The organism is Glutamicibacter soli (genome assembly GCF_052322135.1).
Taxonomy (GTDB): Bacteria; Actinomycetota; Actinomycetes; order Actinomycetales; family Micrococcaceae; genus Glutamicibacter; species Glutamicibacter soli.
Genome location: NZ_CM125969.1, coordinates 635,467 through 647,892 on the forward strand (window position 1 = coordinate 635,467; position 12,426 = coordinate 647,892).

General features: G+C 67.5%; 12 protein-coding genes and 1 riboswitch. Of the genes, 6 read left to right on the plus strand and 6 right to left on the minus strand.

From position 1 onward, the window contains the following. Nucleotides 1-9 precede the first annotated feature (9 nt). The 3 genes from ACTX90_RS03100 to ACTX90_RS03110 form a co-directional block, all read right to left on the minus strand. Nucleotides 10-1,113, minus strand: coding sequence for a VIT1/CCC1 transporter family protein (locus ACTX90_RS03100; protein ID WP_047118298.1), 1,104 nt, complete (start codon nucleotides 1,111-1,113; stop codon nucleotides 10-12). A 55-nt stretch (nucleotides 1,114-1,168) separates the two neighbouring features. Then, nucleotides 1,169-1,435 carry a hypothetical protein gene (locus ACTX90_RS03105; protein ID WP_443443072.1) on the minus strand — a complete coding sequence of 89 codons (267 nt, stop codon included), beginning with the start codon at nucleotides 1,433-1,435 and terminating at the stop codon, nucleotides 1,169-1,171. Nucleotides 1,436-1,450: 15 nt separating this feature from the next. Then, a riboswitch (SAM riboswitch) is annotated at nucleotides 1,451-1,564 on the minus strand. A gap of 74 nt (nucleotides 1,565-1,638) precedes the next feature. Further along, nucleotides 1,639-2,238: a DinB family protein gene (locus ACTX90_RS03110; RefSeq protein WP_424678779.1), complete on the minus strand. Its 600-nt coding sequence runs from the start codon at nucleotides 2,236-2,238 to the stop codon at nucleotides 1,639-1,641. A 201-nt stretch (nucleotides 2,239-2,439) separates the two neighbouring features. Here ACTX90_RS03110 and ACTX90_RS03115 point away from each other — a divergent pair, with 201 nt between their 5' ends. From ACTX90_RS03115 to ACTX90_RS03125, 3 genes are all read left to right on the plus strand, one after another. Further along, entirely contained in the window at nucleotides 2,440-3,003 is a 564-nt protein-coding gene (locus tag ACTX90_RS03115; protein WP_053797390.1) for a helix-turn-helix domain-containing protein, read from the plus strand. Between the two features lie 148 nt (nucleotides 3,004-3,151). Beyond that, complete coding sequence (locus ACTX90_RS03120) at nucleotides 3,152-3,577, plus strand: hypothetical protein (protein WP_047118301.1); 426 nt, start codon at nucleotides 3,152-3,154, stop codon at nucleotides 3,575-3,577. 134 nt (nucleotides 3,578-3,711) lie between these two features. Beyond that, nucleotides 3,712-5,241 carry an APC family permease gene (locus ACTX90_RS03125; RefSeq protein ID WP_443443075.1) on the plus strand — a complete coding sequence of 510 codons (1,530 nt, stop codon included), beginning with the start codon at nucleotides 3,712-3,714 and terminating at the stop codon, nucleotides 5,239-5,241. A gap of 66 nt (nucleotides 5,242-5,307) precedes the next feature. Here the strand turns inward: ACTX90_RS03125 and ACTX90_RS03130 are convergent, their stop codons facing one another. Then, nucleotides 5,308-6,816 carry a PucR family transcriptional regulator ligand-binding domain-containing protein gene (locus ACTX90_RS03130; protein ID WP_443443077.1) on the minus strand — a complete coding sequence of 503 codons (1,509 nt, stop codon included), beginning with the start codon at nucleotides 6,814-6,816 and terminating at the stop codon, nucleotides 5,308-5,310. A gap of 81 nt (nucleotides 6,817-6,897) precedes the next feature. On the opposite strand from ACTX90_RS03130, the gene ACTX90_RS03135 reads away from it, so the two are divergent. From ACTX90_RS03135 to ACTX90_RS03145, 3 genes are all read left to right on the plus strand, one after another. Then, a complete protein-coding gene (locus ACTX90_RS03135; RefSeq protein ID WP_047118303.1) occupies nucleotides 6,898-8,253 on the plus strand; it encodes an aminotransferase class III-fold pyridoxal phosphate-dependent enzyme in 1,356 nt (451 codons plus the stop codon). Nucleotides 8,254-8,469: 216 nt separating this feature from the next. After that, nucleotides 8,470-9,459 (plus strand): agmatinase, encoded by a 990-nt coding sequence (gene speB, locus ACTX90_RS03140; protein ID WP_047118304.1) that lies wholly within the window; start codon nucleotides 8,470-8,472, stop codon nucleotides 9,457-9,459. Continuing rightward, nucleotides 9,456-11,120 carry a thiamine pyrophosphate-binding protein gene (locus ACTX90_RS03145; RefSeq protein WP_443443080.1) on the plus strand — a complete coding sequence of 555 codons (1,665 nt, stop codon included), beginning with the start codon at nucleotides 9,456-9,458 and terminating at the stop codon, nucleotides 11,118-11,120. The genes speB and ACTX90_RS03145 overlap by 4 nt, the downstream gene beginning before the upstream one ends. An 86-nt stretch (nucleotides 11,121-11,206) precedes the next feature. Here ACTX90_RS03145 and ACTX90_RS03150 read toward each other — a convergent pair whose 3' ends face one another. Then, nucleotides 11,207-11,425: a hypothetical protein gene (locus tag ACTX90_RS03150; protein WP_146955929.1), complete on the minus strand. Its 219-nt coding sequence runs from the start codon at nucleotides 11,423-11,425 to the stop codon at nucleotides 11,207-11,209. Nucleotides 11,426-11,492: 67 nt separating this feature from the next. Beyond that, nucleotides 11,493-12,362, minus strand: a complete 870-nt coding sequence (locus ACTX90_RS03155; RefSeq protein WP_443443082.1) for an inositol monophosphatase family protein — start codon at nucleotides 12,360-12,362, stop codon at nucleotides 11,493-11,495. Nucleotides 12,363-12,426 lie beyond the last annotated feature (64 nt).

Below are 12,426 nucleotides of genomic sequence, written 5' to 3' on the forward strand. Positions count from 1 at the left end.
CTGCGGGGCTCAGGCCACGTTGGTGCCGAACAGCAAGCCGAGGCAGTAGGTGACTGCGGCGGCGCCCCAGCCGATGGCCAGCTGGCGCAGGCCGCGCTTCATCGGCGAGGCCCCGGACAGCAGCCCGACAATGCCGCCGGTGATCATCAGCGCGGCGCCGACCAGCAGCACCGAGGTGATGATCGCAGCCAGGCCTGACATGCCGAAGATGTAGGGAAGGATCGGGATGACCGCTCCGGAGGCGAACAGGCAGAAGGAAGTCGCCGCGGCGCCGGTGGCCGAGCCCAGTTCCTCGTGCTCGTTCGCCAGCTCTTCGGCCCGGGCTTCCGGGTTCAGCGAGAAGGACGGGTTGCAGTCGCAGGTGAACAGGCCCATGCGTTCTGCAGCGCGGTGCTCGGCATCCTCGTCGGTCATGCCGCGGGCCTTGTAGATGAGCACCAGTTCATTGGCGTCCAAATCCAGGTCAGGGGCGGCGGTCAGCGTCACCTGAGTGGGACGCGAAGCCGTGAGCAGCTCGCGCTGCGAACGCACGGAGACGTATTCGCCGGCGGCCATGGACAGCGCGCCGGCCAGCAGGCCGGCGATGCCGGAGAACAGCACCAGTCCGGAGGAAACACCGGTCGCCCCGATGCCCATGACCAGGGCCAGGTTGGAGACCAGGCCGTCGTTGGCGCCGAAGACCGCGGCGCGGAAGTTGCCCGACAGCTGCGCGCGGCCCGCGGTGGCCAGGGCGCGGACGACTTCCTCGTGGACCTGCTCGTCGGCGGCCATCTGCGGCGACGCGTCGGCATCGGTCGCGTAGGGGGTGCTGCTTTCGGCCCGCTGCGCCAGCGCGAGCACGAACACCGAGCCGAAGCTCAGGGCGAGGAAACGCAGGAAGCTGCGACGCAGCGAGGGACGCACCGGGCGGGCATGCGCCCCGAGCTTGGTGCGCCAGTATTCCTCATGGCGTTCTTCCGCCGCGGCCAGTCCCAGCAGGATCTGCTTTTCCTGTCCGGTCTTCTTCTGGGCCAGCGCGCGGTAGATGGCGCCTTCGGCGACCTCGTCCGCAACGTACTTGCGCCAGCGGCGGATCTGGGCGGGGGTGGGCTCAGTCGTGGGGCTGTGTGACATCACGAGGATGACTCTCCTACGGCTTGGGATTTCTCAACGAAACCCGGGATTCTGTTCAGCCTCTCAGTTTAGCCAGCGAGATGGTGCCGGGGAATTTGGCAAGCCTAAAAGCAACGCTGCGCCCATCGGGCTGCCCGGCGGACGCCACGAACACCACCAGCTCGCCGGCCGCGGGATCGAAGACCGGGCGCCGGGAGGAACGGGTGATCAGCCGCTCAAGGTGCGCCGGGTCTGAAATGTAGCGGGTGTACCAGCGGTCCTGCACGGTGAACTGCACCTGTCCGGTCTGCAGATCGATGATGGGGAGGACGGAAAATGCCATGACACGACAACTCTCGCTGAGCTCTTGCCCGCGCATCGGTCGATGCCCGGACCGCTTCTTCATCCGAACCACCCATGAACCTGGGGTTGGTGCGCGGCCAGTCGGAGCTTGGCGCCGCGTCTCGTGAAGCAACAGTGTCGATGCTACCGCCGCAATATTAAGTCGTGAAGTTTCATTCCGTAATATGAACTCCGCGCGAAGCCCTAGTCGGAGCCTCGCTTGGACTGCGCGGTCTGCTGCAGCCGGTCGCGCTGCTCCTGCCATTGCCGGGGCGTGTAGTCCGGCAGGTTCGGCGCTTCCGCGCGCAGCCCGACCTGCCCGTCCAGCAGCTCGCGGACGATGTCCAGATGGCCTGCATGGCGCGAGGTCTCTGCGATCATGTGCACCATGAGATGTTCCAGGGTGGTGTGCCGGTGGCGGACCCACCAGGGGACTTCGGCCGGGGAGGCGAGCTCCAGCTGGTCGAACCCGGCCTCGGCGAAGGCGATGGCCCGCTGGTAGAGCTCGATGACCTGCTGCGCGCTGGCATCGGCTGGCGGAATGAAATCCGCCTGCGGGTCGTCGATGTCCAGCAGCTGCTGGACGTAGGAGTCGTTGACCGGCCGATTGAGGCACGCACCGAAGTAGCCGTACTCGGTGATCGCCAGATGGTGCACGACGCCCAGCACGTGCGTGCCGGTGGGGGTCATGGGTTGGCGGGCCAGCTCCTCGCCGAGCTGCCGGCTTTTGAAGATGACTGCCTGCCGCGCGTCGTTCAGGTATTCGCGCAGCCTGGCCGCGGTGCTGTTCGGGGTGCCGTCCATGGACCGAGTGTAGGTGCAGGCCACGGTTCGGGGAACCCGCTTCAGGAAATGGGAAGCCACCGAAGCCAAGGTGTCATATTCTTCCGCTCCGGTTGGCCGGAAGTTGCGTATTGGTAAACTGGGGACGCAGAGCGGCCGGCAGAAGTACACTCCAGCGGTCGCTGCCTATCCTTCGAGTGAACAGGTCCAGGTGCCCCACGGATGAAAGCTCTGCCCGTCGAACCCTCAGGCTCGTCAATCAACATCGGAGCACGGCTGCGCGGCGTCCGCCAGCAGCAGCACATGACGATCGACCAGGTCGCCGAGCTTTCCGGGTTGACCAAGGGGTTTCTTTCCCGCGTCGAACGCGACTTGACCAGTCCGTCGGTCTCCACGCTGCTCAAGCTCTGCGAGGTGCTGGGGATCGAGGTCGGGACCCTGTTCGAAGTACCGGACACGACTTTGGTGCGACTGGGGGATGCGCCGCGCATCTCGCTGGGAGGCTCGGGCATCACCGAGAAGCTGGTCACCCCGCGCGGCGAAAAGCGCGTCCAGGTCATTCGCGCTGAAGTGGAACCCCGGGGCAAGGGGGAGAACGAACTGTATTCGGTGGATTGCGAGCTCGAAGTGCTGCACGTGGCCTCCGGGGTGTTCACGCTGGTGCTGCCCGAACGGGTGGTCGAGCTCGCTGCGGGGGACACCATGACCTTTCCGGGGCGGGAACCGCACAGCTGGGAAAACCCCGGCGATGAACCTGCCGTGGTGCTCTGGACCCTGATTCTCTGAGTCTGTGCAGTGGCTCCCGGGGTGGTGTGACTCCCCGGACAGAGCCTGCCGCGAAGAGGCGCCGCGTTCACGGCTGGCCACTGCACCGCGTATTCTTGGAATAGTGCCCGCCGACGCAGGCAGGCTAGTGAAGACAGGAAGGAGTGCAATGGCGACTGGTAAATCCACCGGAAGCGCGGAGTCCAAACCGCACGAATTGCGCTCCATCAGCTGGTGGGCTTCGGCCCTGGTCGGCATCCTGGTCGGATCGACCCTTGCGTGGCTGCGGACCCAGCGCAACTTCTTTTTCCTCGGCGCCGCCATTCTCGCGGTCGTCATCATCATGCTGGGTGTGCGCACGATCCGCCGCCGGGCGCGGCATCCGGAAATGATGGAGGCCCGGACGTCCTGGGCCTACAACATTTGGGCTCTGGTCCTGATCGTCCTAGCCGGACCGGTGCAGCTGGTCTACGTTCCCGACGACATCAGCGAGCTCACCATCAAGTCGATCATCCTTTCGGTTGGATTCTGCCTGGGAATTCACGAAGTCGACCGCGCGATGGTCAAGGGTGCCACCTCGGCGAAAAAAGCCTGATCATCGGCCGGAAGGACGCCATCCCGCGCCGCGTTCTTTGGAACTTTTGACTTTCCCTTTGGTTTATTCGTCCAAGGATTTCTCCCCGCCTCTTTCGTAATGTGATCCACATCATTATTTTGAAAGGGGTTGCCATGACGCAAGCAGCGGCGAACCAGCAGGGCGCTGAGCCAGGACTCAAAAAGGTTCTCGGCAAGTGGGACGCACTGGCCATCGGCGTCGGAGCCATGATCGGCTTCGGCTGGGTGGTGCTCACCGGTGACTGGATCACCACCGCCGGCCCGATCGGCGCTTCGCTGGCCATGCTGGTCGGCGGCGGCATCATGGCGGTCGTCGGCCTGACCTACGCCGAGCTCGTCGCGGCCATGCCCAAGGCCGGCGGAGAGCACAACTACCTGCTGCGCGCCATGGGTGCCCGCTGGTCCTTCGCCGGGTCCTGGGCCATCGTCGGCGGCTACATCACCATCGTCGCCTTCGAAGCGGTCGCGCTGCCCAAGTCGGTGCAGTACATCTTCCCCAACCTCTCGCAGATCAAGCTCTGGGACATCGCCGGCTCCGAGGTCTACCTGACCTGGGCCCTCGTGGGTGTGCTGGGCGCCGTGGTGATCACCTGGATCAATATCCGCGGCATCAAGACCGCCGGCCTGGTGCAGACCTTCGTGGTGCTCTTCCTGTTCATCATCGGCGCGATGCTGCTCACCGGCTCCTTCGCCAGCGGCGAATCGTCCAATATGGAACCGTTCTTCGACAACGGGCTGGCCGGGTTCTTCGGGGTCATGATCGTAGTTCCGTTCATGTTCGTCGGCTTCGACGTCATCCCGCAGTCCGCCGAGGAATGCGACATCCCGCCGCGCAAGATCGGCAAGTACGTGGTGATCTCCGTGCTGATCGCCACCGCCTGGTACGTGATGGTGGTGCTGGCCACCTCCTCGGGCCTGGGCCCGGCGGCGATCGCCGGTTCCGAGATGGCCACCGCGGACGCCATGGGCGCGCTGTTCAACTCCGAGATCATGGCCAAGATCCTGATTGCCGGCGGCATCGCGGGCATCCTGACCTCGTGGAACTCGCTGCTCATGGGCGCCTCGCGCCTGATGTACGCCATGGCCACCTCCGGCATGCTGCCGCGCTGGTTCGCCGTGCTGCACCCGAAGTACCGCACCCCGCACCACGCGCTGCTGTTCATCGGTGGTCTGTCCGTGCTGGCTCCGTTCTTCGGCACCGCGATGCTCGGCTGGCTGGTCGATTCCGGTTCGCCGTCCATCGTCGTGGCCTACCTGCTGGTGGGCGTGGCCTTCCTGATCCTGCGCCGCCGCGAACCGCAGATGGACCGCCCGCTGCGCATCGGCGGCAAGGGCAACTTCGGCCAGGTGATCGGCGTGATGTCGGTGCTCTTCTGCGCCGGCCTGATCTCCCTGTACCTGCCGGGCATGCCGGCGGCCATCACCTGGCAGCCGTGGGCCCTGTTCGCCGCATGGTGGGTGTTGGGAACGTTCTTCCTGTTCCGGGTCCCGCGCGGCGTCCAGCCCGGCGAGAATGCCGAAGAGGAACTGCTGCACCTGCTGAGCATCCGCCAGCAGTCCAAGCTGGGCGCGATCGGACCCGACGGCGCGGCCGCCACCTCCCGCAGGGGGCGCCGCCGGCAGGCAACCAACGCGAAACGCTAAAACCGACAGGAAAGCCCCGACCGGAAGGTCGGGGCTTTCCCGCGCCGCAGGGCTTGCCGGTCCGGCTCAGCCTTGGTTGCGGCGCAGCGCCAGCCAGAGCGACGCCGAGATATCCGGGTCATCCAGATCGATGCCCAGCAGGTCCCCGGCCACGGTGATGCGGTGGCGCAGCGAATTGCGGTGGATGCCCAGCGCGCGCGAGGCGTCCTCCCAATGCCCGCGGTGGCGCAGGTACTGGGTGACGGCCGACAGCAGGTCGGCACGGGTGTAGGCGGCCAGCGCCTCCACCCACGTCTGCGCGCTGGCGTCGAAGTCCGCCCCGGCGTCGCTCAGCTCCCCGGCCGGGGCGCCGGACAGCGCCTGGCGCAGCGCCGGAAGATTCGCCGGCAGCTCGGCCAGCGTGAGCGGGGCGGAGAGCACCGCACGCAGGCTCCGTGCGCGCTCCCTGGCCCCGGCGTCCGGTTCCTGCGCCGGGGCGGCAGGGGCCTTGCCCAGCTGGGCTTCGTCCAGCAGCAGGTAGAGCACCGCATCATCCGTGAAGCGCAACTGGCAGCGTGCCGCGGCATCCGCCACCGGAGGCAGCGCGGCGCTCGCCGGCAGCGCGCCGAGGGACTGGATTGCGGAGCGGGCCTCGGCCTCGTCGCCCACGGACAGCGCCAGGACCCTGACCCGGGAGGGCAACTCGTCCATGCCAGCCTCCTGGGCAACCAGCCGGGCGGATTCAGGCTGCCCGTGCAGCAGCAGCTTGGCGGTGGCTCCGCCCAGGGCCGCATTCGTGCTGACCATCAGCTCACGCTGGCGGGCGCGCAGCGAGAGCAGCATGCACACGGTCATGATGATCTGCCGGTCGGCCTTGGTCAGCGTGCGTCCCGAGCCCACCCCCAGGAAGCCGTGGATCCTGGTCCCGGCCAGGATCGGATACAGCACCACGGCCTGGCCGTTGATGCCGAAGGTGGACGCCGAGGGCATGCCGGTGCGCGGGAAACGCTGCGACTCCTGACGCAGCAGGGGCACGAAGCCCTGCGCGGAAGCGGGGTAAACGGTGGCCGGCTGCGGGTCGTCAGGGAGGAACGCGGCCCAGCCGCCCAGCGCCTGCGCCAGCCCGCGCACCACCGCGTTGATGGCATCGGAACGGATCGCGGCCCGCGCCAGCGCGGTCTGGGTACCCAAGGAGCTCATCAGGTTCACCGTGTCGTCCCTGGCCGAGAGCCGCCAATAGGCACGCGAAACGCTCTGGAAGGGCGCGCCGTCCGGAACGATGCCCAGTTCCACTCCGGTCTGCCGGCAGGCGTCGATCACGTGCTGCGGAACCGTGTCCAGCCACGGGCCGAGACCCAGGCCCAACGCCTTGACGTCCTTGTCCTTCAGCCGCTGCATGTAGGCCAGCGAGGCGGTGGCCGAATGGCCGAAGGGCATGCCGGTGGTCAGCAGCAGTTCGCCGCCCTCCAGATAGGTGGTGGGATCCTCCAGCTCGGAAATGTGCACGCCGGTGACCGGGGCGGCGCTGAAGGTGGTCGAATCGGCGGGGAAAAACTCGTTTCCGAGCTCTGACCCCAACTGCAGCAAGGTGATCATGGGTAAATTATCCAATCATTTACCGCTCGTTGGACATAAAAGCTAATGACGCGTGTCACATGGATTTCTATCGTTGGATGCATGACCGAAACTCTTGCGGCGCGCGACGCCGAAACGCTGACCCAGACCCGCTACCTGGCCACCGCCATTCCGGGACCGCGCTCCACCCAGCTACACGAGGAACGTGTGCAGCAGGTCAGCAGCGGCCTGGGCATCACCCTGCCGGTCTTCGTCTCCCGCGCCGACGGCGGCATCATCGAGGACGTCGACGGCAACCGCCTGATCGACTTCGCCTCAGGCATCGCCGTGACCTCGCTGGGCGCCTCCAACCGGCGGGTGGCGCAGCGCGTGGCCAAGCAGCTGGAAGCCTTCACCCACACCTGCTTCATGGTCACCGAATACGAGTCCTTCACCCAGGTCTGCGACTGGCTGAACCGCAACACCCCGGGCGACTTCGACAAGCGCACCGCACTGTTCTCCACCGGCGCCGAAGCCGTGGAAAACGCTGTCAAGATCGCCCGCGCCGCCACCGGCCGCGCCAACGTCCTGGTCTTCGACGAGGCCTACCATGGCCGCTCGCTGCTGACCATGGGCATGACCGCCAAGGTCAACCCGTACAAGCTGAACTTCGGCCCGATGCCGGAGCATGTCATCCGCGCCGCGTCGGCCAACCCGCTGCGCCCCGCTGTCGAGGGCGGCGTCGAGGCGGCGCTGGCCTCCGTGGAGGCAACGCTCATCGAGAACGACCCGGGCAGCTTCGCCGCCATGGTGATCGAGCCGATCCAGGGCGAGGGCGGCTTCATCGTCCCGATGGCCGGCTTCATCCCGGGCCTGCGCCAGCTGGCCGACAAGTACGGCATCGTGCTGGTCATCGACGAGATCCAGGCTGGTATGGGCCGCACCGGCACGCTGTTCGCCTCCGAGCACGAAGGTGTGGCCGGCGACCTGATCCTCACCGCCAAGGCGCTGGCCAACGGCGTCCCGCTGTCCGCGGTCACCGGGCGCACCGAGCTGCTCAACGCCCCGCACGCCGGCGGCCTGGGCGGCACCTACGCCGGCAACCCGCTGGCCTGCGAAGCCGCGCTGGCGGTCTTCGAGCAGTTCGAGGACGGCGGTCTGCTGGAAAACGCCCAATTGATCGAGCGCGTGGCCCGCGAAGTGCTGGAGCCGCTGCTTGAATCCACCGCTGTGGTGGCCCAGGTCCGCGGCCGCGGCGCCATGCTGGCGGTCGAGTTCGCCGACCGCGGCACCTTGGCCCCGCGTCCGGAGCTCGCCGCCGCCGTTTCCAAGGCCTGCCACGCCCAAGGTGTGCTGACCCTGACCTGCGGCACCCACGGCAACGTGCTGCGCCTGCTGCCTCCGCTGGTCATCGGCGAAGCGCTGCTGCGCGACGGACTTGAGGTGCTTGCGCAGAACATCGTCGAGCTGGCCGGCTAACCGCCCGCCGCTGGCCTGCGGACCGGCTCCGCCGCCCCTGACCGGGACGGCGGAGCCGGTCCCTTTTGTTGCGCCGGGAAGTTTCGGGGACTCCGGAGTTTCGCGACGGCCAGCGCCTTGACGTGGCGCAGATCGCAAAATAGCATAATAGGAAACTGAAGTTTCATATTAGACAACTAGTTGCGGACTGGTCCGGGTTGTCGGAAGGATGCTCCCATGAAGGAAATCAGGATTGAAGAGAACGGCAACCTCGGTCCCATCAACGCGGCCCAGATTCCGCGTTATGCGGGTGCCGGCACCTACGCCCGCCTGCCCCGCCTGGACCAGGTGCAGCAGGCCGACATCAAGATCGTCGGCATCCCCTTCGACACCGGGGTCTCCTACCGTCCAGGGGCCCGCTTCGGTGCCAACCACGTGCGCGAATCCTCGCGCCTGATCCGCCCCTACAACCCGGCCACCGACACCTCGCCGTTCGCGCAGAGCCAGGTCGCCGACGCGGGGGACATGGCGGTGAACCCGTTCAACATCCACGAGGCCATCGAGACCATCGAGCACGAGGCGCTGGAACTGACCGCCGACGGCTCCACCCTGGTGACCCTGGGCGGCGACCACACCATCGCGCTGCCGCTCCTGCGCGCGGCCGCCCAGCGCGCCGGCGCCCCGGTGGCGATGCTGCACTTCGACGCGCACCTTGACACCTGGGATACCTACTTCGGCGCCGAATACACCCACGGCACCCCGTTCCGCCGCGCGGTGGAGGAAGGCATCCTGGACACCGAGGCCATCTGCCACGTCGGCACCCGCGGCCCGCTCTACGGCAAGAAGGACCTGGAGGACGACAAGCGCTTCGGCTTCGGCATCGTGACCAGCTCGGATGTCTACTACCAGGGCGTGCGCGAGATCGTTGACAAGCTGCGGGTGCGCATCGGCAACCGCCCGCTGTACATCTCGGTGGACATCGATGTGCTGGATCCTGCCCACGCCCCGGGCACCGGCACCCCGGAAGCCGGCGGCATCACCAGCCGCGAGCTGCTGGAGATCCTGCGCGGGCTGCGCGGGCTGAACATCGTCGGCGCGGACATCGTGGAGGTCTGCCCGGCCTACGACCATGCCGAGATGACCGGCGTGGCCGCCAGCCACGTCACCTACGACTTGATCTCCCTGATCAGCGACTTCCGCAGCCGTGGCGGGGTGAACGCCCGATGACCGCCGTACAGGACACCGTACAGGGCACCGCGCAGCGCAACGGCGGCGACCTGGTCATCGAGACGCTCACCGCGCTGGGCACGAAAACCGTGTTCGGCATCCCCGGGCAGCACGCGCTGGGGCTTTTCGACGCGCTCTCGCGCTCTGAGCTGCACTTCGTCTCCTCGCGCGTGGAGAACAACTCCGCCTTCGCGGCCGACGGCTATTCGCGGGCCACCGACGAGGTCGGGGTGCTGTTCCTGTCCACCGGTCCCGGCGCGCTGACCTCGCTGGCCGGGTTGCAGGAGGCCTATGCCACCGGCGTGCCGATGGTCGTGATCGCCAGCCAGATCCCGCTGGACGGACTGGGCGCGCGCCGCAAGGGCATGCTGCACCAGCTCGACGACCAGAAGGCCTCGGCCGCGAACGTCACCAAGTTCCAGCAGACGGTGCACCACGCCTCCGGCATCCCCTCGGCCATCCAGGACGCCTGGGCCAGGGCTATCACGGTGCCCATGGGCCCGGTCTGGGTGGAGGTGCCGCAGGACGTATTGCTGGCCCCGGTCATGGTGCCTCCGGTGCGCGACGCCCTGGCCGAGGCCTACGAGCATCCGCCGCGCGTGGAACTCATCGAGGAGGCGGTGCGCTGGCTGTCCGAGGCCAAGCGCCCGGTGATCGTGGCAGGCGGCGGCGTGCGCCGCGCCAAGGCCCGGGCCCAGCTGCTCGAAGCGGCCCAGACGCTGCAGGCTCCGGTGCTGTGCACCCCCGGCGGCAACGGTGCCTTCCCCTGGGAGCACGAGCTTTCGCTGCAGTCCTGGGTGGAGGACCGCTACGTCTCCGAGGTCCTGGAGGACGCGGACGTGCTGGTGGTCATCGGCTCCTCGCTGGGCGAGGTGTCAAGCAACTACTTCACCCTGGCCCCGCGCGGCCGGCTGATCCAGATCGACGCGGAACCGCGGGTGCTGGAGTCGAACACCCCGGCCCTGGGCATCCGCGCGGACGCCGGGGCGGCGCTGGACTTCCTGAACGCGCAGCTGCGCCGGGAAGGCTTCGCCGCCCGCGCCGAGTGGCGCGGGCGCAGCCCGCAAGAGGTCGTGGCCGACACCCTGGCCAAGGTCGAAGCCCGGCTGGATGCCCAGGACCTGGGCCTGGAGCGCCGTTTCATGGCGGACATCCGCGAGGCGGTTCCGGCGGATATGCAGACCTTCTGGGACATGACGATTTCCGCCTACTGGGGCTGGAGCTGCTGGGATTCGCGGCAGGGGCAGTTCCATTCGGCGCAGGGGGCCGGCGGCCTGGGCTTCGGCTTCCCGGCGGGCATCGGCGGGGCGATCGGCCTGGGCGAGCGGGTGCTGGCGGTCAGCGGCGACGGCTCGGCCATGTACTCCATCGCGGAGCTGGCCACCGCTAAGCAGCATGAGGCACCGGTGACCTGGCTGATCGTGGACGACGGCGGCTACGGCATCCTGCGCGAATACATGGAAGGGGCTTTCGGCAAGGCCACCGCCACGGAACTGGCCCGCCCCGACTTCGTCGCGCTGGCGAAGTCCTTCGGCGTCCCGGCCCGCGAGGTGCAGCCGCAGGATGTCGGGCAGGCGCTGCGCGAATCCTTCGCGGCGCAGGGCCCGAACGTCGTGGTGGTCAAGACGCTGCTGAAGATGTTCGCGCCGACCCACCTCTAGCGCCGAAACGCGGCTGGGGGCGGCACCCGTACGGGCGCCGCCCCTGGCCGCGTTCTGCACTGTAATTGGTGTTCCCAGTATGGTGCTCAGTGCGTGAAATGGTAGACGATGCCGAACATCATCGTTGAGAAGCCCAGGCTGACGCCGATGAGCAGCGGCACCCAGTCCTGCGTGTGACTCTGGGATGCCAACATCACTGCGAAAGCACCGAAGAGAATCATCACTCCGATCCCTCCCAGGATCAACCCTCCGCCCCCGTGATGACGCACGGCGGAGTGTGCGTTCCGGTGGAATAGTGGTTCCATACTCGTATCGTACGACCGGGAATCTCGAATTCCGAGGGGTTTGCGAAAGATCTTTGGAGTTGTCAGATTACATCGCGGACCCGGTGGTGCGCAGTGCATGCATCCGCTCGGCCGCCCGGGACAGCGAGGGGTAGTCGGCGCCCGGCCCCTGGGCGATGAATCCCGGGCACAGGTGGTCCGCCGCCGGCTCGGATCCATAGCCCAGCCCCCGGTAGCTGCCGCCGGCCATGCGCACCAGATGCGCGCCGGCGGCTACGTCCCACACCTTGGTGTCGAACCCGATGGTCGCATCGCTCCATCCGGCGGCCACATGCGCCAGCGCCAGCGCGGCGGACACCTTGCGGCGTACCGTCGCGAAATCACGGATCCACCCGCCCAGCAGCTCCAGGGCCAGCGGGCCGTCGGCCTGAAGCGATTCGGCGCCGGGGTAGTCGGTCATCAGGTTCGCGCGCGCCTGCTCCGGACGCGCGGCCGGGCTCAGGACCTGCCCGTTGAGGTAGGCGTGGGACAGATCGGCGCTGAATTCGTCCCCGGAGACCGGGTCGATGATCGCCGCGGCGACCAGCCGGTCGTCGACAGCCGCCGCGATGGACACGCAGAAGAAGGCAATGCCGTGCACGAAGTTGCTGGTGCCGTCGATCGGATCCACGATCCACTGCACGGCGCCCGGCGCGGCGGTGCCGGCTTCCGTCTCGACCTGTTCCTCGCCCAGTACCCAGGAACCTGGAACCGCTGCACGCAGCGAACGGGTGATCAGTTCCTGGCTCTGCCGGTCGATCGCGGTGACCAGGTCGTGGGTGTTGGTTTTCTCCTCCACCCGCACGCCGCCGCGGAAGGCGCCGCGCAGCAGCTCGGCGGCCTGCCTCCCGGCGGCCAGCGCGGCGCTTCTCAGGGTTTCGGCGGAGGATTCCAGGTGCGCTTCGGAAAGATCAATCACGACTCCAGCCTATCGGGAGTGAGACCCAGAAAACGTTGACCAAGGCAACTATCTAAACTTAGAG